At 72.3% G+C, this 24923-nt stretch carries 21 protein-coding genes; 8 read left to right on the top strand and 13 right to left on the bottom strand.

Features of this window, described 5'->3' with window-relative positions; all coding sequences use genetic code 11:
• Positions 1-34 precede the first annotated feature (34 nt).
• From ACFQ6X_RS18165 to ACFQ6X_RS18145, 5 genes are all read right to left on the bottom strand, one after another.
• Complete coding sequence (locus tag ACFQ6X_RS18165; protein WP_383182571.1) at positions 35-1063, bottom strand: ABC transporter substrate-binding protein; 1029 nt, start codon at positions 1061-1063, stop codon at positions 35-37.
• 177 nt (positions 1064-1240) lie between these two features.
• Complete coding sequence (locus tag ACFQ6X_RS18160) at positions 1241-2407, bottom strand: acyl-CoA dehydrogenase family protein (RefSeq protein ID WP_383182569.1); 1167 nt, start codon at positions 2405-2407, stop codon at positions 1241-1243.
• A 6-nt stretch (positions 2408-2413) separates the two neighbouring features.
• A complete protein-coding gene (locus tag ACFQ6X_RS18155) occupies positions 2414-3361 on the bottom strand; it encodes a hydroxymethylglutaryl-CoA lyase (protein WP_329215339.1) in 948 nt (315 codons plus the stop codon).
• A 17-nt stretch (positions 3362-3378) separates the two neighbouring features.
• Positions 3379-5427, bottom strand: a complete 2049-nt coding sequence (locus tag ACFQ6X_RS18150) for an acetyl-CoA carboxylase biotin carboxylase subunit (protein ID WP_383182567.1) — start codon at positions 5425-5427, stop codon at positions 3379-3381.
• 13 nt (positions 5428-5440) lie between these two features.
• Complete coding sequence (locus tag ACFQ6X_RS18145) at positions 5441-7072, bottom strand: carboxyl transferase domain-containing protein (RefSeq protein WP_383182565.1); 1632 nt, start codon at positions 7070-7072, stop codon at positions 5441-5443.
• Positions 7073-7171: 99 nt separating this feature from the next.
• Here ACFQ6X_RS18145 and ACFQ6X_RS18140 point away from each other — a divergent pair, with 99 nt between their 5' ends.
• Positions 7172-7810 (top strand): TetR/AcrR family transcriptional regulator, encoded by a 639-nt coding sequence (locus tag ACFQ6X_RS18140; RefSeq protein WP_383182563.1) that lies wholly within the window; start codon positions 7172-7174, stop codon positions 7808-7810.
• A gap of 12 nt (positions 7811-7822) precedes the next feature.
• Here ACFQ6X_RS18140 and ACFQ6X_RS18135 read toward each other — a convergent pair whose 3' ends face one another.
• Positions 7823-8320 carry a MarR family winged helix-turn-helix transcriptional regulator gene (locus tag ACFQ6X_RS18135; RefSeq protein WP_383182561.1) on the bottom strand — a complete coding sequence of 166 codons (498 nt, stop codon included), beginning with the start codon at positions 8318-8320 and terminating at the stop codon, positions 7823-7825.
• Positions 8321-8415: 95 nt separating this feature from the next.
• Between ACFQ6X_RS18135 and ACFQ6X_RS18130 the strand changes: the two genes are divergently transcribed.
• A complete protein-coding gene (locus ACFQ6X_RS18130; protein ID WP_383182559.1) occupies positions 8416-8769 on the top strand; it encodes an HGxxPAAW family protein in 354 nt (117 codons plus the stop codon).
• Between the two features lie 130 nt (positions 8770-8899).
• Positions 8900-9697 carry a phosphatase gene (locus tag ACFQ6X_RS18125; RefSeq protein ID WP_383182557.1) on the top strand — a complete coding sequence of 266 codons (798 nt, stop codon included), beginning with the start codon at positions 8900-8902 and terminating at the stop codon, positions 9695-9697.
• Here the strand turns inward: ACFQ6X_RS18125 and ACFQ6X_RS18120 are convergent.
• Positions 9649-10635, bottom strand: a complete 987-nt coding sequence (locus tag ACFQ6X_RS18120; RefSeq protein ID WP_383182555.1) for a helix-turn-helix transcriptional regulator — start codon at positions 10633-10635, stop codon at positions 9649-9651. The two genes, ACFQ6X_RS18125 and ACFQ6X_RS18120, sit on opposite strands and share 49 nt — an antisense overlap.
• Before the next feature lie 62 nt (positions 10636-10697).
• Here ACFQ6X_RS18120 and ACFQ6X_RS18115 point away from each other — a divergent pair, with 62 nt between their 5' ends.
• Positions 10698-11858 (top strand): epoxide hydrolase family protein, encoded by a 1161-nt coding sequence (locus ACFQ6X_RS18115; RefSeq protein WP_383182553.1) that lies wholly within the window; start codon positions 10698-10700, stop codon positions 11856-11858.
• On the opposite strand, the gene ACFQ6X_RS18110 is transcribed toward ACFQ6X_RS18115, so the two are convergent.
• The 3 genes from ACFQ6X_RS18110 to ACFQ6X_RS18100 are packed head-to-tail and all read right to left on the bottom strand — an operon-like array spanning position 11855 to position 14905.
• Positions 11855-12823 (bottom strand): cation diffusion facilitator family transporter, encoded by a 969-nt coding sequence (locus ACFQ6X_RS18110; protein ID WP_383182551.1) that lies wholly within the window; start codon positions 12821-12823, stop codon positions 11855-11857. The two genes, ACFQ6X_RS18115 and ACFQ6X_RS18110, sit on opposite strands and share 4 nt — an antisense overlap.
• A 28-nt stretch (positions 12824-12851) precedes the next feature.
• The gene (locus tag ACFQ6X_RS18105; RefSeq protein WP_383182549.1) at positions 12852-13727 is read right to left on the bottom strand and encodes an acyl-CoA thioesterase; all 876 of its coding nucleotides are present in this window, start codon (positions 13725-13727) and stop codon (positions 12852-12854) included.
• A 20-nt stretch (positions 13728-13747) separates the two neighbouring features.
• Positions 13748-14905 carry an acyl-CoA dehydrogenase family protein gene (locus ACFQ6X_RS18100; protein WP_383182547.1) on the bottom strand — a complete coding sequence of 386 codons (1158 nt, stop codon included), beginning with the start codon at positions 14903-14905 and terminating at the stop codon, positions 13748-13750.
• Between the two features lie 268 nt (positions 14906-15173).
• Here ACFQ6X_RS18100 and ACFQ6X_RS18095 point away from each other — a divergent pair, with 268 nt between their 5' ends.
• Positions 15174-15641 (top strand): Asp23/Gls24 family envelope stress response protein, encoded by a 468-nt coding sequence (locus ACFQ6X_RS18095; protein WP_383182545.1) that lies wholly within the window; start codon positions 15174-15176, stop codon positions 15639-15641.
• Positions 15642-15738: 97 nt separating this feature from the next.
• On the top strand, positions 15739-18633 hold the full coding sequence (locus ACFQ6X_RS18090; RefSeq protein ID WP_383182543.1) for a BTAD domain-containing putative transcriptional regulator: 2895 nt from the start codon (positions 15739-15741) through the stop codon (positions 18631-18633).
• A 106-nt stretch (positions 18634-18739) separates the two neighbouring features.
• On the opposite strand, the gene ACFQ6X_RS18085 is transcribed toward ACFQ6X_RS18090, so the two are convergent.
• Positions 18740-19315, bottom strand: a complete 576-nt coding sequence (locus tag ACFQ6X_RS18085) for a M23 family metallopeptidase (RefSeq protein WP_383182541.1) — start codon at positions 19313-19315, stop codon at positions 18740-18742.
• A 135-nt stretch (positions 19316-19450) separates the two neighbouring features.
• Between ACFQ6X_RS18085 and ACFQ6X_RS18080 the strand changes: the two genes are divergently transcribed.
• On the top strand, positions 19451-19792 hold the full coding sequence (locus tag ACFQ6X_RS18080) for a DUF5713 family protein (RefSeq protein ID WP_383182539.1): 342 nt from the start codon (positions 19451-19453) through the stop codon (positions 19790-19792).
• Between the two features lie 30 nt (positions 19793-19822).
• Here ACFQ6X_RS18080 and ACFQ6X_RS18075 read toward each other — a convergent pair whose 3' ends face one another.
• Positions 19823-20233, bottom strand: a complete 411-nt coding sequence (locus tag ACFQ6X_RS18075) for a RidA family protein (RefSeq protein ID WP_383182537.1) — start codon at positions 20231-20233, stop codon at positions 19823-19825.
• A 110-nt stretch (positions 20234-20343) separates the two neighbouring features.
• Between ACFQ6X_RS18075 and ACFQ6X_RS18070 the strand changes: the two genes are divergently transcribed.
• The gene (locus ACFQ6X_RS18070; RefSeq protein WP_383182535.1) at positions 20344-20790 is read left to right on the top strand and encodes a hypothetical protein; all 447 of its coding nucleotides are present in this window, start codon (positions 20344-20346) and stop codon (positions 20788-20790) included.
• An 11-nt stretch (positions 20791-20801) separates the two neighbouring features.
• Here ACFQ6X_RS18070 and ACFQ6X_RS18065 read toward each other — a convergent pair whose 3' ends face one another.
• Entirely contained in the window at positions 20802-24908 is a 4107-nt protein-coding gene (locus ACFQ6X_RS18065) for a hypothetical protein (RefSeq protein ID WP_383182533.1), read from the bottom strand.
• Positions 24909-24923: the final 15 nt, after the last annotated feature.

The following is a 24923-nucleotide window of genomic DNA, read 5'->3' as shown; positions in this document are numbered from 1 at the left end:
GCCCGGAGCGACTCGCTCCGGGCCGGGCCGAGGATCAGCTGACCTTCTTGGCGCTCTCGATGGCCTTGGCCAGGTCCTCGAGGATCGGTGCGCACTTGTCGTACGAGTAGATGGGCTCCGTCGTACGCGGGACGATCTGGCCGGCCTTGACGGCGGGCAGCTGCGCCCACGTCGGCTTCGAGGTCAGGGCGTCGGGCTGCAGGGCCGAGGACCGGTTGTCCATCATGATGACGTCGGCCTCGTACTTGTCGACGTTCTCCCAGCTGAGCTCCTCGAAGAAGCCGGCCGCGTTGACCTTCGGCTCGACGAACTGCACGCCGAGCTCCTGGAAGTACAGGGTGTCCGCGGACGTCTTGGCGAGCGAGACGTAGAAGAGGTCCTGGCTTGCCGAGCCGACCAGCACCTTGATGTTCGGCTGGGACTTGGCGGCGGCGCGCAGCCGGGCGGCCGCCTTCTCGAAGCGTGCCTTGGCGTCGGTGACCTTCTTGGCCTTGACGTCGGCGCCGAGGGAGGCCGCGAGGTCCTCGTGGCGCTGGATCGCCTTCGGCATGGTGGTCTGGGCGGCCCACAGCGCCGCGCTCGGGGCCAGCTTGAGGATCTTGTCCTTGGACTCGTCCGGCACGTACCAGAGGGCGTCCTTCTCCCACATGGCGGTGACGAGCAGGTCCGGTGCGAGGCCGGCGTACTTCTCGACGTTGAACTCGCCCCAGACGTTGCCGAGCACCTCGACCTTGCTGACGTCGAGGTCGCCGGCCTGGACGTCGGCCTTGCCGTCAGCGGTCTTCGTCGGGCCGAAGACTCCCTTGACCTCGATGCCGTAGTCGTGAAGGGCTGCGGCGACACCGACGAACGCGACGATGTTCTTCGGTGTCGAACCGGCCTTCGCGGTCAGGCCCCGGTCGTCCTTGAAGGTCCACGGACCGGACTTGGCGGAGTCCGAGCCGGCGCCGGACTCCTTGGAGTCGCTGTCGCCGCACGCGGCAAGCACGGCGCCGAGGCCGACGGCTCCGCCGGCGGCCAGCAGGCCGCGACGGGAGAGGGAGGTGGGCCGGACGTTGGGCATGGGCTGTCTGCTTTCGTGCGGGTGGTGGCTGGCCGCCGACGGGTTCGAGGGTAGGTTAGCCTAACCTCAGATATGGGCAGGTGGGGGGTCGAAAGGCCGCCCTGCCGGTGTCCGGCGGAGCGGCCTCCCTCTGGCCCGAGCGGCCCGTCCGAGTGGCCTGGCGGCCCTCCGTCCGTGTCAGGCGTCCATCCCCAACTCCCGTGCGATCAGCATCCGCTGGACCTCGCTCGTGCCCTCGCCGATCTCCAGGATCTTGGAGTCGCGCCACATGCGCGCCACCGGGTACTCGTTCATGAAGCCGTAGCCGCCGTGGATCTGGGTGGCCTCGCGGGCGTTGTCCACCGCCACCGTCGACGAGTACAGCTTGGCGATCGCCGCCTCCTTCTTGAACGGCTCGCCCGCCAGCAGCCGCGAGGCCGCGTCCCGCCAGCCGATCCGGGCCATGTGCGCCCGCATCTCCATGTCCGCGATCTTGAACTGGATGGCCTGGTTGGCGCCGATCGGCTTCCCGAAGGCGTGCCGCTCCCTCGCGTACTTCACCGACTCGTCCACACAGCCCTGCGCCAGGCCCGTCGACAGCGCGGAGATCGCGATCCGGCCCTCGTCCAGGATCCGCAGGAACTGCGCGTAGCCGCGGCCCTCCTCGCCCAGCAGGTTCGCCGCCGGGACACGGACGTCGGAGAAGGACAGCTCACGGGTGTCCGAGGCGTTCCAGCCGACCTTGGAGTAGGGCGCCGCGACCGTGAAGCCGGGGGTGCCGGACGGCACGATGATCGAGGAGATGCGCGGGGCGCCGTTCTCCTTGCGGCCCGTCACCGCCGTGACCGTGACCAGCTCCGTGATGTCCGTACCGGAGTTGGTGATGAAGCACTTGGAACCGTTGATCACCCACTCGTTGGTGGCCTCGTCCAGCACGGCCGTCGTCCGGGTGCCGCCCGCGTCCGACCCGCCGTCCGGCTCCGTCAGCCCGAACGCGCCGAGCGCCTCGCCCGAGCAGAGCTTCGGCAGCCAGCGCTGCTTCTGCTCCTCGGTGCCGAAGCGGTAGACGGGCATCGCGCCCAGCGAGACCCCGGCCTCCAGGGTGATCGCCACCGAGGAGTCGACCCGGGCCAGCTCCTCCAGGGCGATACCGAGGGCGAGATAGTCCCCGCCCATGCCGCCGTACTCCTCCGGGAACGGCAGGCCGAACAGGCCCATCCGCCCCATCTCCCGCACGATCTCGTACGGGAACTCATGGCGCTCGTAGAAGTCGCCGATCTTCGGCGCGACGACGTCGTGGGCGAACTCCTCGACGGTACGGCGCAGTTCCTCGTGCTCGGCGGTCAGCCGGTGGTCCAGGGACATGGGACGTCACTCCTTGTGGGACGGCGCTTGTGACGCCGAGAGCGCTTTGACGGTTCGGGAGGGGCTGGGACGGCCCAGCTGTTCGGCCATCCACACGCTCGTGGCGGTGAGTGCGCCGAGGTCGACCCCGGTTTCGATACCGAGGCCGTCGAGCATCCACACGAGATCCTCGGTGGCGAGATTCCCGGTCGCGCTCTTCGCGTACGGGCAGCCGCCGAGGCCGCCCGCGGAGGCGTCCACCGTCGTCACCCCCTGCTGGAGCGCGGCCAGGGTGTTGGAGAGCGCCTGGCCGTACGTGTCGTGGAAGTGCACCCCGATCGTGGCGGTGGGCACCCCCGCCCCGTTCAGCGCGGACAGCAGGGCGGTCACATGGCCCGGGGTGGCGACGCCGATGGTGTCGCCGAGGGACAGTTCGTCGCAGCCGAGGTCCATCAGGGCCTTCGCGACACGGACGACCTGGGCGAGGGGCACGGCGCCCTCCCACGGATCGCCGAAGCACATCGACAGATAGCCCCGCACATGGACCTTCTCCGCCTTCGCCCGGGCCACGACCGGCTCGAACATGGCGAGCGACTCGTCCACGGTGCGGTTGAGATTGCGGGCGGCGAACGTCTCCGTCGCCGACCCGAAGACCGCGATCCTCCGTGCGCCGAGGGCCAGCGCCCGGTCCAGACCGCGTTCGTTCGGTACGAGGACGGGCAGTGCCACGTCCCCGACGTCCGCGACATCCCCGAGCAGCGGGAACAGCTGCTCGGCGTCGGCGAGCTGGGGCACCCACTTCGGGTGGACGAAGCTGGTCGCCTCGATCGTGGACAGCCCGGCGACGGCGAGCCGGCGGATGAACTCCGCCTTCACCTCCGTCGGCACCACGGCCTTCTCGTTCTGCAGGCCGTCGCGGGCGCCGACCTCATGGATGCGGACCCGGTCCGGCAGCCCCGGTGCGGGCACGGTCATGGGCAGATCGGTGTCGGTCACGATTCCTCCCTCGGGGCCACCACGGCCAGGATCTGGTCCATGGCGACCGTGGCACCGGCGGTGACGTCCAGCTCGGTGACCGTTCCCGCGTGCGGGGCGGAGATGACGTGCTCCATCTTCATCGCCTCGACCACGAGCAGACTCTGCCCGGCAGCGACCTCGTCCCCGACGGCCACCTTCACCACCGTCACGGTCCCCGGCATGGGCGCCGCGAGCGTGTCGGCCCCGGAACGGGCGGCGCCGCTGAGAGAGGCCTCCACCGGGTCGTGGTCCTGGACGTGCCAGGTGTCCCCGTCCCGGCCGAGCCACACCCCGTCCGCGGAGGCCGCCAGGCTGAACGCATGGGTGAGGCCGTCGAGTTCGACGACGACGCGCCGCCCGGTCGACTCGACGAGCCGGGACACCTGCGCACCGGGCAGCGAGGGCACCGGCCCGCACGCGTCGGCCCGCTCGTCACGGTCCCCGGCGTGGCCGAAGGCCAGCTCGGCCGTGCCCCCCGCGGCCGCACGCACGCTCACCCGCACCGGATCATGGCCCGGTACGCGGAAGTGGTGGAACGTCGCGGCGGGTGTGCCGCCGAGACGCCAGCCGTCGACCGCGGAGAACGGGTCGACCCAGCCGGAGGTCCTGGCGGACGGCGCCTGCCGCAGCAGTGCCGCCGCCGCGTACACCTCCTCGGGCACCCCCACCGGCACCAGGCCGTCCGCCTCGCGCTCCACGAGTCCGGTGTCCAGATCGCCCGCGACCACCGCCGGATGGGCCAGCAGCCGCCGCAGGAACCCGGCGTTCGTCGGGACGCCCAGCACCACCGTGTCCGCCAGCGCCGCCCGCAGCCGGCGCAGCGCCGTCGCCCGGTCGGGGCCGTACGCGATGACCTTCGACAGCATCGGGTCGTACGTGCTGCCGACCGGCACGCCCTCGCTGAGTCCCGAGTCCGTGCGCACCCCGCCGCCCTGCGGCTCGTCCAGGGCGAGCACGGTCCCACCGGACGGCAGGAAGCCGCGCGCCGGGTCCTCCGCGCAGACCCGGGCCTCGATCGCGTGCCCGGTGAGCGTGATGTCGGCCTGGGTGTGCGGGAGCCGCTCGCCGGCCGCGACCCGCAGCTGCCACTCCACCAGGTCGAGGCCGGTGATCAGCTCGGTGACCGGGTGCTCGACCTGGAGGCGGGTGTTCATCTCCATGAAGTAGTACGAGGCGGGGTCGCTGCCCGGGACGATGAACTCCACCGTGCCCGCGCCCACATACCCGCAGGACCGTGCCGCCTGGACGGCGGCCTCACCCATCGCGGCGCGGGTCTTCTCGTCGAGAAGGACCGAGGGCGCCTCCTCGATGATCTTCTGGTGGCGGCGCTGGAGCGAGCACTCGCGCTCGCCCAGATGCACCACGTTGCCGTGTCCGTCGGCGAGGACCTGGATCTCGATGTGGCGGGGACGGTCGATCCACCGCTCCACCAGCAGGGTGTCGTCGCCGAAGGAGGCGCGCGCCTCGCGCCGGGCCGCCGCGATCTCGTCCGCGAGCAGCGCCTCGTCGCGCACCAGCCGCATGCCCTTGCCGCCACCGCCCGCGGACGGCTTCAGCAGCACGGGCATGCCGATCTCCCGGGCGGCCTCGGCCAGTTGCCCGTCGGTGAGCTCGCTACCGGAGGAGCCGGGCACGACCGGAACCCCGGCCGCGGCGACGGTCTCCTTGGCGCGGATCTTGTCGCCCATCAGCGAGATCGCCGGGGCCGGCGGGCCGATGAAGACGAGCCCCGCGTCCGCGCAGGCCTGCGCGAAGTGGGCGTTCTCCGCGAGGAAGCCGTATCCCGGGTGGACGGCCTCGGCCCCGGTGCGCCGGGCGGCGTCCAGGAGCCGCTCCACGGAGAGATAACTCATCGATGCGGGCGCGGGCCCGATCCGTACCGCCGTATCGGCCTCCCGGACATGCCGGGCGTCCGCGTCCGCGTCGCTGAAGACGGCGACCGACCGTACGCCGAGCTCGCGCAGGGTCCGGATGACCCGGACCGCGATCTCGCCACGGTTGGCGACCAGAACAGTGCTGAACATGGAAGTCCTCACATCACATCCGGAAGACGCCGAAGCCCGGGCCGCCTGGATCCTTCTGGGGCAGCGGGGCATTGGCACAGGCCGTCAGAGCGAGCCCCAGCACCTGCCGGGTCTCCATAGGGTCGATCACACCGTCGTCCCAGAGCCGGGCGGTTGCGTAGTAGGCGTTGCCCTGCTGCTCGTACTGCGCGCGGACCGGATCCTTGAAGGCCTCCTCGTCCTCGGCGGGCCATTGCTCGCCGCGCCCCTCGATCTGGTCCCGCTTGACCGTGGCCAGCACGGAGGCGGCCTGCTCGCCGCCCATGACGGAGATCTTGGCGTTGGGCCACATCCACAGGAAGCGCGGCGAATAGGCGCGGCCGCACATGGAGTAGTTGCCCGCGCCGTACGAACCGCCGACGACGACGGTCAGCTTCGGCACCCGGGTGGATGCCACGGCCGTCACCATCTTGGCGCCGTGCTTGGCGATGCCACCCGCCTCGTAGTCCCGGCCGACCATGAACCCGGAGATGTTCTGCAGGAACACCAACGGGATGCCGCGCTGGTCGCACAGCTCGATGAAGTGCGCGCCCTTCTGGGCGGACTCGGAGAAGAGGATCCCGTTGTTCGCGATGATGCCGACCGGGTGCCCGTGGATCCGGGCGAAGCCCGTGATCAGCGTCTGGCCGTACTCCGCCTTGAACTCGGCGAAGCGCGAGCCGTCGACCACCCGGGTGATCACCTCGCGTACGTCGTACGGAGTGCGCGAGTCGACGGGCACCGCCCCGTACAGCCCGGCGGGATCGACCTTGGGCTCCTCGGCGGGCTCCACGGACCAGGGGAGTTCTCCGCGCGCGGGGAGCGTCGCGACGATGTTCCGCACGATCCGCAGCGCGTGGGCGTCGTCCTCGGCGAGGTGGTCGGTGACCCCGGACGTACGGGAGTGGACCTCACCGCCGCCGAGGTCCTCGGCCGTGACGACCTCGCCCGTGGCGGCCTTCACCAGCGGCGGGCCGCCCAGGAAGATCGTGCCCTGGTTCCGGACGATGACCGCCTCGTCGCTCATCGCCGGGACGTACGCCCCGCCCGCCGTGCAGGAGCCCAGCACCGCCGCGATCTGCGGGATACCGGCCCCGGACATCCGGGCCTGGTTGAAGAAGATGCGCCCGAAGTGGTCCCGGTCGGGGAACACCTCGTCCTGCATCGGGAGGAAGGCGCCGCCGGAGTCCACCAGGTACAGGCAGGGCAGCCGGTTCTCCAGGGCGACCTCCTGGGCGCGGAGGTGCTTCTTCACCGTCATCGGGTAGTACGTGCCGCCCTTGACGGTCGCGTCGTTGGCGACGATCACGCACTCCCGGCCGCTGACCCGCCCGATTCCGGCGATCACCCCGGCCGCCGGAGCGGCGCCCCCGTACAGCCCCTCGGCCGCCAGGGGCGCCAGCTCCAGGAACGGGGACCCCGGGTCGAGCAGGGTGTCCACCCGCTCCCGGGGCAGCAGCTTGCCGCGCGCCACATGCCGGGCGCGGGCCTTCTCACCCCCGCCGAGCCGTGCCGTGGTGAGCCGCGTGCGCAGCTCCTCGGCGAGCGCGTGATGCGCCGCCTCGTTGGCCTGCCAGGCCTCCGAGGCGGGATCGGCCGCGCTCGCCAGGACCGGTGCCTGCTGCATCGTGTCGAGCCCCCTTGCCCGTACCGCTGAAGTTAATAAGCGTTAACGCATTGCGTTCAGGTTAACGAGCGCTAACGCGCCTGTCTAGAATGAATCTCCATGAGCACCAATGCCGCTGACCGCACCGCTGCCCGTGCCGTCTCCCGTGTCGCGGCTCCCACCCGCCGCGAGCAGATCCTCAGGGAGGCTGCGCGCCTCTTCGCCGAGCGTGGTTTCCACGGCGTCGGCGTCGACGAGATAGGGGCGGCGGTCGGCATCAGCGGCCCCGGCCTCTACCGCCACTTCCCCGGCAAGGACGCGATGCTCGCCGAGCTGCTGGTCGGCATCAGCGAGCGTCTGCTCGCCGGCGGCAGGCTGCGCGTCACCGAGGACGCGGCCTCGTCGGGCAGCTCGCCCCGGGACCTCCTGGACGCGCTCATCGAGGGGCACATCGACTTCGCCCTGGACGACCGCCCCCTGATCACCCTCCACGACCGCGAGCTGGACCGGCTGCGCGACACGGACCGCAAGCGGGTGCGCCAGCTCCAGCGGCAGTACGTGGAGGTGTGGGTCGAGGTCGTCCGCGCCCTGTACCCGGACCTCGCGGAGAACGAGGCCCGTGTCACCGTGCACGCGGTCTTCGGCCTGCTGAACTCCACCCCCCACCTCGCCCGCCCCGAGGCACTCCCGGGCCGCGAGGCCACGGCGGCCCTGCTGCACCGGCTGGCGCGCGGTGCGTTCGAGGCCGCGGCCTCCTGATCGCGGGGCCGGTCAGGTGCCGCTTCGGTCCTCGCCGGCCCTGATCTCGTCGAGGGACTCCTGCATGGCGTCCCGCGCCCGGCCGAACCAGTCGGTCAGTACGGCGATCTCGCTCGGCCCGTAGTCGGCGAAGAGGGAACCCAGGCGGGCGTAGAACGGGCCGTACACCGCGAGGATGCGCTCCTGCGCCGATTCGTCCATCACCACGTGCACCCGGCGCCGGTCGCCCGGGTCGGGCAGGCGCCGGGCGTATCCGGCCTTCTCCAGCCGGTTGAGTACGCCGGTCACCCCGCCGGTGGTCAGCCGCGCCCGCTCGGCGAGGTCGCCGGCGCTCAGCGGCGCCCCGGCCAGAGCGGCCTCCATCACGAAACCGAGGCAGGTCAGGTCGGTGGTGTTGAGGCCGAGGCGCCCGGCGATGTCGTGCTGCCCGAACTGTGCGAGCGCGATCATCCGGTCCATCGCCTGCAGCGCCTGGTCGGCCGTCGCCTCCGGGCGCTTCTTGCCGTCCACGGAGATTCCCCTTAGTGTCTAAGTAACTTAGTTCGTAAGCTATTGGTCCCGGACGGAGTGCCGGTCGCTGAACTATCACACCCTGAGGAGCCGACGTGAGTGCACATGGTGACCACGACCTGGGCCACACCGTGGCCGGCTGGACCGGTACGGCGGTCGGAGTCCTGGGGAGCGCGGTACTGGGAGCGGGCCTCATCACCGCGTCCGCCGCGATTCTGTGGCTCGGCGCCGTCGTCGTCGTGCTGGCGGCGCTGATCTGCTGGGCACTCCATCTCGCGGGATGGGGCAAGGCGGCGGGGCCGCGCCCCGCGGGCGCACAGGACTGGCGGTCCCGGGACACCGCCGCCCGCCACGGCCACCCCGGCTGTCTCGGCTGCCGGATGGCCGGCCGCGGTGGGGCCCGTGCCGCCGCGGTGCCGACGCCCGCGTCCCGGGCCGCCGCGGTGTGAGCCGGGAAAGGGCCGCCCGGCGCCCGCGGTGTCCCTGCGCGGTACCGGTGCGCGGGCGGGTGGGCGCCGCAGGGATTCCGCGGTGCAAGACGCCCGGCACACAGCGCGTTCCTGACGGCACAATGGGTTCATGCCGATACCCAGCCGCGCCGCCCTCGTCGAGCACCTCGTCCGTACGCGTATCGCGGGCGACGTAGCCACCCCCCGCGACAACAACCTCTCCCACTACCGCAAACTCGCCAACGGCGACCGCCACTACTGGCTGGGGCTCGAGCTCGGCGACCGGTGGCGCGACGAGCAGGACGTGCTGGCCGTGATGGCCGAGCGATGCGGGGTCAGCGACGACCCGGAGCACCGGCAGGGCCAGGACACCATCGACCCGGAGCTCACCGTCGACGCCCTGGACCGGATGGCGGCCCGGCTGCGGAAGGCGGCCGCGGGCGGGGAGCGGGTCCTCTTCGCGACCGGGCACCCGGGCGGGCTCCTCGATGTGCACCGGCAGACCGCGGCGGCCCTGCGGGCCGCCGGCTGCGAGATCGTGAGGATCCCCGGGGGACTCATGGCGGACGAGGGCATGGTCTTCCAGTTCGCGGACGTGGCCGTCCTGGAACGCGGTGCGACCCTGTGGCACACGCACTCCCCGGCGCCGATGGCCGCGATCCTGGACGGACTGGAGCGCGAGGGCCGGCCGCAGCCGGACCTGGTCGTGGCCGACCACGGATGGGCCGGGTGCGCGGGACAGCGCGGGCTCGACTCCGTCGGGTACGCGGACTCCAACGACCCGGCGCTCTTCCTGGGCGAGGCCGAGGGCACCCTCCAGGTCACCGTCCCGCTGGACGACCACGTCACCGACCCGCGGTTCTACGACCCGATGACGGACTACCTGCTGGACGCGGCCGGGCTGCTCGGCTCCGTCGACCTGGTGTAGCGGGCCGCGAGCTCCCGCAGGTGCTCGACCAGCTCGGCCGGCTCCGTCACCGTGAAGTCGTGTCCGAGCATGCCCAGATGGACGGCGAGCGTGTCCAGTGAGTCGGCCCCGGTGTCCAGGACGCAGGTCTCCGCGTCGACCGCCTCCACGGAACCCACCGCGGGATTGATCCGCTCGAGCACCGCGGCGGCGGGTGCGTGCACCGTCACCCGGGCGCGGTGGCGCCAGGCCGCGGCGGACGCCTTGCCCGCGACGTAGGCCGCCGCATTGCCTTCGGGGTCCTCGCGCGGCGCGAAGCGCGGGCCGGACGGGGTGCGCGGGGTTATCCGGTCCGCGCGGAAGGTGCGCCAGTCGTCCCGGTCGACGTCCCAGGCGACCAGGTACCAGCGGCGGCCCCAGTTCACGACGCGTTGGGGCTCGACCAGCCGGCGCGTCGACGCCCCCGCGTGGTCGCGGTAGTCCAGGCGCAGACGCTCGTGGTCGCGGCAGGCGGCCGTCAGCGTCATCAGGACGTCCGTGTCGACGGCCGGAGCGGGCCGGTCGGCGGGCACCGGCACGGTGTACTGCTGCAGCGCCCGCACCCGGCGGCGCAGCCGGGGCGGCAGCACCTGCTCCAGCTTGGCGAGCGCCTGGAGCGAGGTCTCCTCCATGCCGGCCATCGAACTCCCGGCGACGTTGCGGACCGCGATGGTGACCGCGACGGCCTCGTCGTCCTCCAGGAGCAGCGGCGGCATCGCGCTGCCCGCCGCCAGCCGGTAACCGCCGGCCGATCCGCGGGTGGCGTCCACCGGGTAGCCGAGCGTGCGCAACCGCTCGATGTCGTTGCGCACCGTCCGGCCGCTCACGCCGAGCCGTTCGGCGAGTTCGGTGCCGGGCCACTCGCGGGGTGACTGGAGCAGGGACAGGAGCCGCAGCAGACGGGCGGAGGTTTCCAACATGCCCCCACCGTGAGGCCCCAATAGGAACGAATTCTTCCTATTGGAATCCTAGAATTCTGCTCATGGAGAACAGCACCAGCAGCACCAGCTCGAACGCCCACGCCGACGCCGTCCGGCCCTTCCGGGTCGAGATCCCGCAGGCCGAGATCGACGACCTCCACGACCGCCTCTCCCGCACCCGCTGGAACACCGGGGTGCCCGGCGTCGAGGGCTGGTCGCGCGGCGTACCCGCCGACTATCTGAAGGGGCTCGCCGAGTACTGGGCGGAGGGGTTCGACTGGCACAAGGCCGAGACCCGGCTGAACGAGTTCCCGCAGTACCTCACCGAGATCGACGGCCAGACCATTCACTTCGCGCACGTCCGCTCGGACAGGGCCGACGCCACCCCGCTGCTGCTGATCCACGACTGGCCGGGATCGTTCGTCCAGTTCACCGACGTCATCGAGCCGCTGTCGCGCGACTTCCACGTCGTCGTCACGTCGACGCCGGGCGTCGGCTTCTCCGGGCCGCTGTCCTCGCCCGGCTGGAACACCGGCCGCATCGCCGCCGCGTTCACGACCCTCATGGCCCGCCTCGGCTACGAGCGGTACGGCGTCCAGGGCAACGGCGGCGGCGCCTGGATCGCCGGTGAGATGGGCCGGATCGCCCCCGACCACGTGGCCGGCATCCACGTGAACGGCCTGGTCACCTTCCCGTCCGACGACCCCGCGGACTTCGCCGGCCTCACCGAGGGCGAGCAGACCCGGCTGGAGCGGCTGCAGCAGTTCCGCGACGACAAGATGGGCTTCAACGCCATCCAGTCCACCCGCCCCGAGACGGTGGCCTACGGACTGCACGACTCACCGGTCGGCCAGCTCGCCTGGATCGTGGAGAAGTTCAAGGAGTGGACCGACACCGCGAAGGAACTGCCCGAGGACGCGGTGGACCGGGACCGGCTGCTGACCAACGTCAGCCTGTACTGGTACACGGGTACGGCGGGTTCCTCCGCCCACCTGTACTACGAGACGGCCCACGACCCGAGCGCCTGGGCGCCCAAGGAGCGCGGTACGGTCCCGACCGCGGTCGTCGTCGCGCTGCCGTCGGACGTCGCCATCCGCCGGTACGCCGAGCGCGACCACAACGTGGTGCGCTGGACCGAGTTCGAACGCGGTGGCAACTTCCTGTCCCTGGAACAGCCCGAGCTGCTGGTCGAGGACGTGCGGGAGTTCTTCGCGGGCCTCTAGGGCCCGTCCGCACCGCGCCGGGCCCGGCGCCGCTGACCGAGGCCCGGCGTCGGATCCAGATAGACCCGGCGGACCGACGGATACCGCTCCCGCAACTGCTCGTCCGCCTCCTCGCAGGCCCATTCGACCTGCTCGGCACTCGCCACGTCCCGGAAGTCGACCTTCGCCGCGATCAGCACCTCGTCCGGGCCCTGGACGAGCGTGGTCAGCTCCAGCACGTCGATGATGTGCGGCACGGAGAGCAGCTCCTCCCGCACCCCCGCCCGCATCGCCGCCGGCACCGGCCGGCCGATCAGCAGCTGGGCGTTGGACCGGCAGAGCACCCAGGCCACGTACACCAGGAGGACGCCGATCAGCACGGACGCGATGCCGTCCCACATCCCCGATCCGGAGAGCTGACCGCCCAGCAGACCGCCGGCGGCCAGCAGGAGGCCGATCAGGGCGGCGGAGTCCTCCATCACGACGGCCTTGACCGCGGTGTCGGGGGTACGGCGCAGATAGCGGGGCGCGGGGATACCGAGGCCGGCCGCCTCGCTCCGGACCTGCCGGACTCCCGTACGCAGCGAGTAGCCCTCCAGCAGGAAGGCGACGGCGAGCACGAGGTAGGACACGAGCGGGTCGCCGAGGTCCTCCCCCTGGACCAGGGTGTGGATGCCGTCGTAGAGCGAGAAGACCGCGCCGCCGACGAACGTGGCGACGGAGGCGAGCATCGCCCAGATGTACCGCTCGGGGCCGTAGCCCAGCGGGTGCTCCTCGTCGGCCGGTTTCCGGCTGCGCCTGAGCGCGGTGAGGAGCATGACCTCGGTGACGGTGTCGGCGACCGAGTGCGCGGCCTCCGAGAGCATCGCGCTCGAACCGCTGATCAGGCCGGCCACCAGCTTCGCCACCGCGATACCGAGGTTGGCCGCGGCCGCGACGACGACGGTGAACGTGGACTCCCCACCATGGTTCTTCTCGTCACTCATGGTGGGGAGTATGTCCGTATACGGGTCTTCAGTCCCGTGGGACGCGGACCACGCCCTCCTGGATGACCGTGATGGCCAGCTGTCCGTCCGCCGTGTAGATCCGGGCTTGGCCGAGACCGCGCCCGCCGGAGGCCGACGGCGACTCCTGGTCGTACAGCAGCCATTCGTCGGCGCGGAAGGGCCGGTGGAACCACATCGCGTGGTCCAGGCTGGCCCCCACCACGTCACCGACCGCCCAGCCGCCGCGCCCGTGGGCGAGCAGTACCGAGTCGAGCAGCGTCATGTCGGAGACGTACGTGGCCATGCAGACGTGCAGAAGGGGATCGTCCGCCAGCTTGCCGTGCGTCCGGAACCACACCTGGGACCGCGGCTCGCGGGGTTCGCCCGCCGTGGCGAACGGCGGGGCGTCCACGTACCGCAGGTCGACCGCGGCCCGCGCCTCGATCAGCCGGTCCACCATCAGCGGATCGGCGAAGCGGTCCGCGTACCGGGGCAGCATCTGCGCGGCCGTGGGCAGGGTCTCCGGGTCAGGGGCGGACGGCATGGGCGCCTGGTGGTCCATGCCCTCCTCGTACGCCTGGAAGGAGGCCGAGAGGTGGAAGATCGGCTTGCCGTGCTGGACCGCGACGACCCGGCGGGTGGCGAAGGACCGCCCGTCACGGATGCGGTCCACGGTGTAGACGATCGGTGCGCCCGGATCCCCGGGGCGCAGGAAGTACGCGTGCAGGGAGTGGGCGGACCTGTCCGCAGGGACCGTACGGCCCGCGGCGACCAGCGCCTGTGCCGCGACCTGGCCGCCGAAGACCCGGGGCACGACCGCGCTGCGGCTCATGCCCCGGAAGATGTCCTGCTCGATCTGCTCCAGGTCGAGCAGATCGAGCAGGGATTCAAGTGCTGCGCTCATGGAGGAGAACGTAGCCGCTCTTACAGGCCCATGGACTTGGCGATGATCGACTTCATGACCTCGCTGGTGCCGCCGTAGATGCGGTTGACCCTGTTGTCCGCGTACAGGCGGGCGATCGGGTACTCGTTCATGAAGCCGTAGCCGCCGTGCAGCTGGAGGCAGCGGTCGATCACGCGGTGCGCGACCTCGGTGCAGAACAGCTTCGCGGAGGCGGCCTCGGCGGCGGTCAGCTCGCCGGCGTCGAGGGCCTCCAGCGCACGGTCGGCGACGGCCTGGGCGGCGTCCACCTCGGCCTGGCAGGCGGCCAGCTCGAACTTGGTGTTCTGGAACGAGGCGACGGTCTTGCCGAAGACCGTGCGGTCCTTCACGTACTCCTTGGCGAACCGGACAGCGGCAGCGGCCTGCGCGTAGGCGCCGAAGGCAATGCCCCAGCGCTCGGACGCCAGGTTGGTGCCGAGGTAGCCGAAGCCCTTGTTCTCCTCGCCGAGCAGATCCTCGACGGGCACCTTGACGTCGACGAAGGCGAGCTCGGCGGTGTCGGAGACCCTCAGGCCGAGCTTGTCCAGCTTGCGGCCGACCGAGTAGCCCGCCGACTTGGTGTCCACGGCGAACAGGGAGATACCGAAGCGGCGGTCGTCCTCGCGGGGCGCGGACGTGCGGGCGCACACGATCACACGGTCGGCGTGCACGCCACCGGTGATGAAGGTCTTGGAGCCGTTGAGGACGTAGTGGGTGCCGTCCTCGGAGAGCTTGGCGGTGGTCTTCATGCCCGCGACGTCGGAACCGGTGCCCGGCTCGGTCATCGCGAGGGCCCACATCTCCTCGCCGGTGGCGAACTTCGGCAGCCAGCGCTTCTTCTGCTCGCTGCTGGCGAGCATCTTGATGTACGGCAGGCCGAGCAGGGTGTGCACACCTGAGCCGCCGAAGGAGACACCGGCGCGGGCGGTCTCCTCGTAGATCACGGCCTCGTACTTGTGCGATTCGATGCCGGCGCCGCCGTACTCCTCGTCCACCTCGATGCCGAAGACACCCAGCTCGCCGAGCTTGAGGTAGAACTCGCGCGGCGCCTGACCCGCGGCGAACCACTCGTCGTAGACGGGGACGACCTCGGCTGCGATGAAGGCGCGGATGGTCTCCCGGAACGCCTCGTGGTCCTCGTTGTAAACCGTACGGCGCACGGGGTGCCTCCTGTGTCAGCTTCAGCATCGGCTTCGGTCGGTGGCTAAGCGCTTGCTCAGTCCGGTTAAAAGTTACCCGGCAGTCACCGCGGCTGTCCAGGGTGATGCTCAGCACGCCCGCGCCTCCTCCTCCGGCTCGTAGCAGAGAGTGCTGACGCCGAGCGCTGCGTACACCCAAATGGCGGCGGGCGACGGTCGGGCGCACAGTGAAAAAGGAGCCGGCGAGGACGAGAGCCGCCTCGTCGCCACAACCCTCTGTGAGGCAGTCATGGCTGATGTCGAGTCCCTGGGCGGGAGTTCAACGACAGACAGGAGTGGGGGCCAGGCCGGGCGCGGCAGGACCACCATCGCCGACAACGTGGTGGCCACCATCGCCGGAATCGCCATCCGGGAGACCGACGGAGTGCATTCGGTCGGCCGGGGGGCGGCGAAGGCCCTGGGTGCCGTCACCGGGCGGGTGTCCGGGTCGTCCGGACACGGACGCGCCGTCAAGGTGGAAGTGGGGGAGAAGCAGACGGCGATCGACGTCGACATCGAGGTGGAGTACGGCGTCGCGATCCATGAGCTCGCCGAGCAGGTCAGGACTCATGTGACGGACGCGGTGGAGACGATGACCGGTCTGGAAGTCGTCGAGATCAACATCAACGTCTTCGACGTCCATGTCCCGGACGAGGACGAGGACGAGGACAGCGAGGACGAGGAGAGCCGCCGCCGGGCATCCGCCCGCGTGCAGTGAGCCGTGAGCCGGGTGGGAGTCGTCACCCGGATTTCGTCTGGAGAGCTTCGAACATCGTTACGCTGCACCGCAGTTGCCGAGAGCGCGGAGGCCTGCGGTGGGGGAGCCGACATTCGGAGTCCTGGGGCCGCTCCAGGTGAAGGCGCACGGTGTCCCGGTACGGATCGGCGGAGCCAAGCCCCGCGCCGTACTGGCGACTCTGCTGCTCCAGCCGAACGGCTTCGTCTCGCTGGACCTGCTGACGGAGGTTCTGTGGCCCGGTGGCGCACCGCGGTCCGCGCTCGCCAACGTGCGCACGTATGTCAGGGCGCTACGGCTGCGGCTGCCCACCGAGGCAGTCGACGGACTGCGTACCGAGCCCTCCGGCTACTCGCTGGACGTCGCACCCGGACAGGTGGACATGCTGCTCTTCGAGCAGCAGCTCGCGGCGGCCCGTGCCGCCCGCGAGCGCGGTGAGGACGCCGCAGCCCTGCGCGCCTACGAATCGGCCCTGGGGCTGTGGCGCGGCGGGGTGCTCCAGGACGTCGCCTCCAGCGTGGTGTGGGACCCCGCCGTCACGCGCCTGGAGGGGCTGCGCTCGCTCGCGGCCGACGAGTGCCTGGAGCTGCGGCTCCGCCTCGGGGACTACGCCCACCTGGTCTCCGGCCTGCGGTCCCGGCTGACCGAGAGCCCTCTGCGGGAGGACCTGTGGCGGATGCTCGTGCACGCGCTGAACGACGCGGGCCGCAGCGCCGAGGCGAGGTCCGCGTACGCCGAGGCGGAGCACGTGATCGCCGCCGAGCTCGGGATCGGGCCGAGCGAACCGCTGCGGGCCATCGGCGCCGAGGTCAACGGCTACACCGGCCGCCGCCGGGCAGCAGTGCCCGCTCCCGTCTGCCAACTCCCGATGGACATCCCCGACTTCACCGGCCGCGCCGTCGAGGTCGCCGACCTGGAGGAGTTACTGTCCACCGCCGGCCGGCAGCCCGTGGTCGCGGCGGTGTCGGGGCCGCCGGGTGCCGGGAAGTCCACGCTGGCCGTGCATGTCGCCCACCGGGTGCGTGGCGCGTTCCCCGACGGGCAGCTCTTCGTCGACCTGGCCGGAACGAGCGAGTGCCCCCGTGAGGCGGCGGACGTCCTGGCCGAGATGCTGCGTGGCCTGGGCGTCATCGACAGCGCGATACCCGGGGAACCGGGCGAACGCGCCGCGATGTTCCGGTCCCGTCTCGCCCAGCGGCGCTTCCTCATCGTGCTCGACGACGCCCTGGACGGCGCGCAGGTGAGCCCGCTGCTCCCGGGAACCGGCGGCTCGGCGGTGCTGGTCAGCTCGCGGCGCCGGATGCCCGGCCTGCCGGCGCACGCCTGCCCGCTCGGGCTGATGCGGCACGACGACGCCCGTGCCCTGTTCGGGGCCATCGTCGGCGCGGACCGGCTGCGCAGGGAGGGGGCCGACGCCGACCGTGTCCTCGCAGAGTGCGGATCACTGCCGCTGGCGGTACGGATCGCGGCCGCCCGGCTCGTGAACCGGCCCGGCTGGAGTGTCGGCACGCTGGCCGACTCGCTGCGCGACGAGCGCGGCCGCCTCGGGGCGGTCGGCTCCGGGGGTGAGCTGGAGGTGCGGGCCGGCGCCGAACTCAGCTACCGCCATCTGCCCGAGCCCGCCGCTCATGCCTTCCGCACGTTCGGTGACCTGCCCGACGACGCGGTCCCGGGCTGGCTCGTCGCCGTGGCGACGGGGTGCGACAGCGAGGCGTCGGGAGGTCTGGCGACCCTGCTCGACGAACACCTCGTCGAAGTCGTGGGCAGGGACCATCTCGGTCTGAACCGGTACCGCATGCACGACCTGCTGCGGTCCTACGCCCGGGAGATCGCCCTGACGGACAACCAGGAGTTACGGCTGCGGCGGCGCCTGCGGGTCATCGACGCGCTCACCGCCCTCTCCCGCTCCGCCAACGCCGCCATGCCCACCCGCTTCCTCGGCGTGCTGGGCGAGCCCGACGAGCGGGGCCTACCGGACGGACCGGCGCACGCTGTCGTCTCCACGGTGCGCGCCCGGCCCGTGGACTGGTTCGAGAGCGAGCACCGCAACCTCGTCGCCGCCGTCGACGCGGCCGTGCGGCTCGGGCGGACGGACCGGGCCGCCGACCTCGCGATCGAACTCGCCGGCTTCTTCGACATGCGGGGCTACTACGGGGACTGGCTGCGGACCCACCGGCTCGTGCTCGACGCGATGCCGCACCACGACGACCTCAGGGCGGCGGCCCTGCTGCGCAACCTCGGCCAGCTGCATCTCTACCAGGACCGGTACCCCGACGCGCTCGCCTCCTTCGACCGGGCCAGGGCGCTGTTCGCCGAGCTCGGTCACCCGACGGGGGAAGCGGTCGCCGCGGTGGGGGCCGGCTCGGTCCACCGGGTCGTGGGTGATCTCGGCACCGCGCTCGCGACGTTCACCGCCGCGCTCCAGGACTTCGCCGCGGCCGGCGACCGGCACGGCGAGGCGGTGGCACGCAACGCGATCGCCTCCGTCTGGCTGGAGCGCAAGGACCCGGAGACCGCGGCCGGCTGGCTGAGCGGGGCCCTGGAGCTGTCCCGTGCCGACGGGGACCGGCACCGCGAGGCACAGGTGCGCCGCAGGGTCGCCGTGCTGCACGAGCTGCGTGGCGAACCGCAGTCGGCGCGTGGCGAACTGGAGCGGGCCCTCGGCATCTTCGACGAGCTGGCCGACCTGCACTGCGCCGCCTACGTGCAGCAGAGCATCGCGGAACTGTGCCTGCGGCAGGGGGATGCCGGCGAGGCGTCGGCGCTGCTGATCGGGGCACTCGCCGTGCAGCAGCAGCTCGGGGACCGCCGCGCCGAGGCCCGGGTGGCCGGCCTGCTGGGCGAGTTGCACGACGCGACCGGCCGCAAGCAGACCGCGCGGCACTACTTCCACCGCTCCCTCGCGACCTGGCGCCGCCTGGGCCTGTCCGACGAGGCCGGACGGGTGGACGCGAAACTCCGCTCGATGCGCTGAGCGGCGCCGACGGAGAACAGGTGCGGGTGCAACCGCCGTCCCACCCGCACCTGGCACAGGGGTCACCGGGTGCCGGCCCGTCCTCCCGTCGGCACCCGGCGGTGCGTCAGCATCTGTTGTTGCTGACCTGGTTGCGCTTGAGGTAGTCGCTCCACGTGACGCCCTGGACGACCGCGACGACGACCGCTCCGTTGAGCTTCTGCTCGTAGTGCAGGTGCGGGGACAGGTCGTAGAGGGCGGACGTGTTGCCGACCTCGCCGATCAGCTGGCCCACGTTCACCGTGGCGCCCGCGGCCACCGAACGAGTCTTCAGATGGGCGTACCGCGTCTGCCAGCCGCCCCCGTGACCGATGACTATCGTGTTCCCGTATCCGGCGCCCGTCGAGTAATACGATTCGAGCACCGTGCCGCCGGCACTGGCGAACACCCGGCGGCCCTCGTCGTCAGGGGTGCCGTTCGCGTCGTAGTGGTTCCAGTCGATCGCGTGCGCGGGACTGTGCCCCGACCAGTTGCTGCCGAGCCACGTCTGGTTGCACTCGAAGGGCATCTTGAAGGCGGGCCGCGCGGCCACGGCGGCCTCCGCCGCGTCAACGACCGGCGCCGCGACAGCGGCCGGAACGGTGAACACGGCGGCCGCGACGGCGCTCATGGTGATCAGCGACCGGCGAACATTCCTGTGCATGGTTCTCCCCTTGTCGTCGGGTGACACGGCGATTCAAGGAGGCGGGCATACACGGCGGATACATTCCGCCCGGTGTTGTCAGTGGTGTGGTGCAGCATCGGGACGACGGATCACCGAGTGGACGGGGGGATCGCCGTGGCGATCACGAACCAGCGCATGACGCAGTACGCGTTCCTGCGGGGGCTCTACGAGGACGGGTACTTCCCCGACCGCATCGTGGACAAGGGCAGGGCCGTCCTGGTCCGGCTCTGCGAACGGATCGAGGCCGAGCGCCCCGCCGACCTGGCGGCGCTGTACGTGCTGACGACGGCGGCGACCGACGAGTTCAACGCTCTGGAAGCGGAGTTCGAGGCAGCCGGCAGCGAGATCGAGACCGTGGCCCGCGAGGAGATAGCCGAGGACTTCTGGTGCATCGCGACGGCGTACGGGTTCGCGGACGCGGACGTGGAGGAGCTGATCGCCACCCGGGAGTGGTGACGGAGGGCGGGCGCGGCACCGGGCGCCGCGTCAGGAGTCGAGCACCGCTGCGACGGCTTCGATCTCCACGAGCTGGTCGGCGTAGCCGAGCACGGTGACGCCCAGCAACGTGCTCGGGGCGTCATGCTCTCCGAGCGCCGCCCGGACCACCTGCCAGGCGGCCACCAGGTCCTCCCGCCGCGTGGACGCGACGAGCACCCGCGTACTGATGACGTCCTCCAGGGAGGCGCCCGCGGCCGCGAGAGCGGTCCGCATGTTCTCGAACGCCTTCGCCGCCTGGCCCGCGCAGTCACCGACGGCCGCCGTCGAGCCGTCCTCGTTCAGCGGGCACGCCCCGGCGAGGAAGACCGGACGTGCGCCGGCGGGCGCCGTGGCCGCGTAGGCGTACTCGGCGACGTCGGACAGCTGGGCGGACCGGATCAACGTGACGGTACCGGGCATGGCGTCCAGGCCTCCTGGGTCGAAGTGCCCTCATCCTCACAAGTGTTCTCCGCCCACGCCTCGCCTTTTCGGCCGGCCCGCGCGTCCGAGGGGCCCCTTAGGCTGCGTGCATGGGTGACATGTACGCAGTGGATCTCGCACTGGACCTCCGGGCCTCCGTGCCGGGCGCCGTGATGGACGATCTCCGCCGGCACCTCGGGACGCATCCGGACGGGCGGGACGACGAGCCGGACGGCCTGGTGCCGCTGCTCGCCGAACGCGGGCCGGCGATGCGCATCGGCGGGCTCCTGGTGGGAGAGATCGCCCGAACCGGCGACGGCTGGTCACTGACCGTGCGGCAGGAGGTGCATGCCGAGCTCCTGCCCGATCTGGACGCGCTCCTGGAGCGGCTGGCCCACCACTGCGGGACCGAGGGTGTGATCGGACAGATCCGGTTCTACGAGGACCATGTGCCGGAGCTGCTGATCAACGACTCGGGCACGCTCGTGAGGATGGCCCTCACGCCTGCGCCGATCGGTGACGTCCCGGCCCGTCCCCACGGGTCGGCGGTCGGCTGACAGCAGCGGCGTCATGCCTTCGTCCTGGGACGTGCCGCCCCCTGTGCCCAGGCGCGGGCGAACCGCTCGTGCGCGGGCGGCAGGACCGCAGCAGGGGCTTCCGCCGGCGTGGCGGGTGCCGGGCGCGGAGCCTTCGCGGCGGTCAACTCCTTTCGGACGGCGCGGTGATGGTCGAGGGACCAGGAGTTCCAGCGGCGTACGGTGCGGTCGGCCGGGCGGTCGAAGGCGTGCACCTGGAGGTGGAGCGCGGCCGCGTCACGGCTGACACCGAGGGCCGCCGCCACCTCGTCCACCAGGTCCGGGGCACCGAACAGCGGGTTGGCCTCGTACTGGCCGGGCGGGACGGGAGTGGCGGCGGACCGGTCCGCCAGTGCGCGCAGGGCTGTGAGGAGCCCGGCGGGGGCGTCCGCGAGCCCGTCGATCAGAGCGCGGGCGCCCTGGGCCGCAGGGTCTGCGACCGGGCGCTCGGCGAGGGCCCACGCGATGGCGGTGGCGGCGGCCCGGATCCCGTCGGCGTCCAGAGGCACCTCGACGCGGCCGGTGAGCAGCGCCGCGGCCCAGGTCTCCGGGAGGCCGTGGTCCGCGGCGAGGGCTGAGGCATGGCTGCCGTCGTCGGTGTACGGGGCCGAACCGAGCAACTCGGCCCAGACGGCGGCCATGCGCTCCGCGGCCGCGGTCGTCCCGCCGGGGGCCCAGAGCTCCGCCGGGTCGCCGGGTACAGCGGCCGCGAGCACGGTGCGCCTGCCGGCCGGGCCGAGCCGCCGCAGGAACTCGTCGTACGCGTACGAGGTGGTCCGGTCAGCCTTGTACGGCTTGGCGCGGAGCAGCTTGCGGTGTACGCCGTAGTCGTCGCTGCCGGCGAATCCGTCGAGGACCAGGGCCGCGATCGGGCGCGGTACCCCGGTGCGCCAGCGGAACAGGTCCACGGCCTCCTCGGGCACCGGCAGCGGGCCCTGCTCGGCGAGCAGGGCCAGCAGACGGGGGAGCCTGGCGGCGTCGTCCGCGGCGACGGTGTGCGTGGCGCACTCCTCGGCGTCTGCGGGCAGCGGATCGGCGGCTCGCTGGAGGAAGGGGGCGAGGCCGCTCCGGACCGGCCCGGAGGCCACGAGGGAGCCGTCCGCGCGGAGTCCGGCGATCCGCTGCTCGGGAGCACGGCCGGTCCGCCAGGAGCCCCCGGCCTCCGCGAACGGCTGCCGGCTCCACACGCCGAGCAGCGCCGCGAGTGCCTGTCGCTGCTCGTCGGGGGTGGCCGCGACAACGGTCCGCCAGGCCACGGCATCGATCCGGCCGGTCAGCACCGCCCACTCGGACGGCGGCGCGGGCAGGGCGAGCACCCGCACCTCGTCGTCGATCTCGCCGCGCAGGTAGCGGCCGTCGGCGGCGACCGAGGTGAGGAGGGCGGGCTGCGGCTGCGGCTGCCGTTCCTCGTAGCCGCGCAGCTGGGGCAGCAGGCCGTGGAGGGCCGGGACGAGCCGGGTGTCCGGTGCCGGGTCGGGCAGGTCGACGACCGGCCCGGCGCGCATGACGGCGACCCGGTGGGACAGCTCCAGGCGGCGGCGCAGGACGTCGGCGGCGAGCCGGGCGGCACGGTCCACGCCGTCCCGGACCCGGGGGTCGCTCACTCCGGGCAGGTCGGTCCCGGTGCCGGGGCGCAGCAGTTCGCGTACGGCGGTGTCCGTGACCGTCCGCAGGGCGTGGGACGAGGGCTCGTCGCGCGGGGTGAGGAAGTGCCAGAAGGCGGGCGGCGGAACCGGCCCGGCCGACTCGCCCAGAGTGGCGCGTCCCCGGGAGCTGTTCCGGCTGCCGGGGAAGCCCTGGACCTGCCAGAGCAGCGAGTTGTCGTCGGCGGCGTGGCAGCGGATCGTGGTCCCGCCGGCCAGGACGGCGTCCTCGCCGTCGAGCGGCAGGGCGAGGATGCCCCACGGGCGGCGGCCCCAGTTGCGGCTGCGGTAGGAGGCGGTACGGCCGTCGACGGACCGGAGCACGAACTCGCGGGGCGACGGCCCCGCGTACGGCGTGCGGTGGTCGACCCGGCAGCCGGTGAGTGCGCCGTCCTGGCCGAGCGGGGAGGGCGGGGCGCCGGGCGGCAGCGCGGCGAGGATCCGGTGGTCGGGGAAGGGCTTCGTGCCGGGCGGGGATCCGGCGGGGTCGTGGAAGGCCGGCAGGGCGCGGTCGGCGAGGGGAACACCGGTGGCCCGGTCGGTGCGGCTCCAGCCGCCGTGGTCCTCACTGAACACCGCGGCGCTCCAGAAGGAGCGGCCGTCGCTCATCTGGTAGTCGCGATGGCCGATGCCCTCACGGCCGCCCGCCCGCAGGACGCGCTCGCCGTCGAACCGGCCGCCACCGTCCGGGGTTTCGAACTGGTAGCCGAGGCCGCCCTGGATGCTGCCGCCGTAGGGGCGCAGCCCGTACGTCTGCTCGGGTTCGAAGGTCTCGTCGGGGCGGTCGGACCAGTAGGCGATGCCGGGGAAGTTGTCCTTGTGCTCCTCGTTCCAGGCGACGAGGAACCGGCCGCCGACCCAGTACACCGTGTGGCCCAGTGCGCCTTCGGGCAGTTCCAGGGTGTGGTCGCCGCGCAGTCCGGCGTGGTCGACGGCCAGGGCGCGGGTCTCCCCGTAGACGGTGAGCACCGGCCAGGTGCAGGTGACGTGCACGGTCTCGTCGGGCCGGAACGCGGCCAGGGCTTGATCCAGCGCAGGCCAGCCCAGTTCCTCGGGCAGTCCGGCCCGCAGGGCGCGGGCCAGCGGGCCCGTGAGATCGAGGGCGTCCAGGGCCTCCTCGATGCCGTCCAGAGCGATGGCGGTGGGCCGGTCCAGAAGGCCGTGCAACTCGTCGACGGCCTCGTCCGCGGCGGCGAGCCCCCCGCCGCGCAGGGCGTCGAGCAGCTTCTCGACGCGGGCGTGCACCTCGGCGGTGATGCCCGGGTTGTGGGGGAGCCGGCTGATGGCGGTGCCGCCGCGGGTGCGGAGCCCGGCATGCACGGTGCCTTCCAGCCGGGGCCCGAACACCGGGTCCGCGGCGAGCGCCACGAGGTCGCGCCGGGAGCCGTCACCCCAGAACTCCAGGCCGATCGCAGCACCGGGGTCGTGGACGGGTATGCCCTCGGCGAGGCAGAGATCGAGCAGGTCGGCGTCCAGATGCGGCCAGCGGTAGCGGTCCTCGTGCAGCCGGACCGGGCTGCCGCCCGCGCGCAGCAGCGGGGCGAACCGGCCGACCAGGTCGAAGAGTTCCGCGGGCATGGGCTGACGGGTCACCCCGCCGCCGCCGACCGTGCGGTGGGAGTAACCGGCGGCGTAACGGCGCAGCCAGTCCCCGAGGCCGCCCTCCGGGACGATCCGTCCGGCCGCGGCCGCGTCGGCGGCGCCGCACGCGATGAGCAGCCGCAGCCAGGCCGCCGCGTCGTTCTTCGACTCGGGGAACAGGTCGAGGAGTGCGGTGGCCTGCTCGTCGGCGGGCGGGTGCGCGGTGAGCGGGCCGACGGCCGCGTCGAGCAGCCGGTCGGGTACGGCCTTGCCGCGGGCCGCGGCCAGCAGCCCTCCCAGCACCCGGGCCTCCTCCTCGGTGCCGAGACCGGCCACCCGGGCCGAGTCCCGGACCCGGCGGGCCAGGTCGGCGGGAAGTTCGCCGGGTGACGCGGCCCAGGCGGTCAGCAGGCGGACGAACTCGTGGTGCGCGTCGGCCGGTTCGAGGACATCGGCCAACCAGGCCGCCGCTCCGCCGATTTCGGTGGCAGGCAGGGCGCCGAACCGGGCGAACAGCAGCAGATTCGCCCGCCGCCAGTCGGGATCGACCGGCAGCCCGTGGGTGCGTTCGGCGGCACGTGCCTGCCCGTAGGCACGGCCGGCCGAGCGGCGGTGCGTCTCCAGCATCCAGTGGCCGATGGTGTCCCAGAACCAGGGCAGATGGGCGGCCGGCAGGCCCCGGGCCAGGCGCTCCGCGTCGTCGATGAACCGGCCGGGCTTCTCCCAGGACCGGTGCCGGCTGCTGCCCGCCCGTTCCAGCGTGTCGCGGGCGTCCGCTTCGACACCCGGTCCCTGACTGCGCGCCCAGTCGGCGTACGTCTCCGAGATGCGGTGATTGGCCGGGAGCGGGACGGGAGTTCCGGTGCTGCTGGTCATACGGGCGATCTTGTC

Source organism: Streptomyces sp. NPDC056452, assembly GCF_042796085.1.
Taxonomy (GTDB): Bacteria; Actinomycetota; Actinomycetes; order Streptomycetales; family Streptomycetaceae; genus Streptomyces.
Note: the sequence above shows the minus strand (reverse complement) of the source record. Positions and strands in the feature narration are given on the sequence as shown.

What these genes read in the sequence shown, in the direction of transcription:
- ACFQ6X_RS18165 (WP_383182571.1), bottom strand. Translation starts at nt 1,063, where the DNA reads ATGCCCAACGTCCGGCCCACCTCCCTCTCCCGTCGCGGCCTGCTGGCC.
- ACFQ6X_RS18160 (WP_383182569.1), bottom strand. Translation starts at nt 2,407, where the DNA reads ATGTCCCTGGACCACCGGCTGACCGCCGAGCACGAGGAACTGCGCCGT.
- ACFQ6X_RS18155 (WP_329215339.1), bottom strand. Translation starts at nt 3,361, where the DNA reads ATGACCGTGCCCGCACCGGGGCTGCCGGACCGGGTCCGCATCCATGAG.
- ACFQ6X_RS18150 (WP_383182567.1), bottom strand. Translation starts at nt 5,427, where the DNA reads ATGTTCAGCACTGTTCTGGTCGCCAACCGTGGCGAGATCGCGGTCCGG.
- ACFQ6X_RS18145 (WP_383182565.1), bottom strand. Translation starts at nt 7,072, where the DNA reads ATGCAGCAGGCACCGGTCCTGGCGAGCGCGGCCGATCCCGCCTCGGAG.
- ACFQ6X_RS18140 (WP_383182563.1), top strand. Translation starts at nt 7,172, where the DNA reads ATGAGCACCAATGCCGCTGACCGCACCGCTGCCCGTGCCGTCTCCCGT.
- ACFQ6X_RS18125 (WP_383182557.1), top strand. Translation starts at nt 8,900, where the DNA reads ATGCCGATACCCAGCCGCGCCGCCCTCGTCGAGCACCTCGTCCGTACG.
- ACFQ6X_RS18120 (WP_383182555.1), bottom strand. Translation starts at nt 10,635, where the DNA reads ATGTTGGAAACCTCCGCCCGTCTGCTGCGGCTCCTGTCCCTGCTCCAG.
- ACFQ6X_RS18115 (WP_383182553.1), top strand. Translation starts at nt 10,698, where the DNA reads ATGGAGAACAGCACCAGCAGCACCAGCTCGAACGCCCACGCCGACGCC.
- ACFQ6X_RS18110 (WP_383182551.1), bottom strand. Translation starts at nt 12,823, where the DNA reads ATGAGTGACGAGAAGAACCATGGTGGGGAGTCCACGTTCACCGTCGTC.
- ACFQ6X_RS18105 (WP_383182549.1), bottom strand. Translation starts at nt 13,727, where the DNA reads ATGAGCGCAGCACTTGAATCCCTGCTCGATCTGCTCGACCTGGAGCAG.
- ACFQ6X_RS18095 (WP_383182545.1), top strand. Translation starts at nt 15,174, where the DNA reads ATGGCTGATGTCGAGTCCCTGGGCGGGAGTTCAACGACAGACAGGAGT.
- ACFQ6X_RS18085 (WP_383182541.1), bottom strand. Translation starts at nt 19,315, where the DNA reads ATGCACAGGAATGTTCGCCGGTCGCTGATCACCATGAGCGCCGTCGCG.
- ACFQ6X_RS18075 (WP_383182537.1), bottom strand. Translation starts at nt 20,233, where the DNA reads ATGCCCGGTACCGTCACGTTGATCCGGTCCGCCCAGCTGTCCGACGTC.
- ACFQ6X_RS18070 (WP_383182535.1), top strand. Translation starts at nt 20,344, where the DNA reads ATGGGTGACATGTACGCAGTGGATCTCGCACTGGACCTCCGGGCCTCC.
- ACFQ6X_RS18065 (WP_383182533.1), bottom strand. Translation starts at nt 24,908, where the DNA reads ATGACCAGCAGCACCGGAACTCCCGTCCCGCTCCCGGCCAATCACCGC.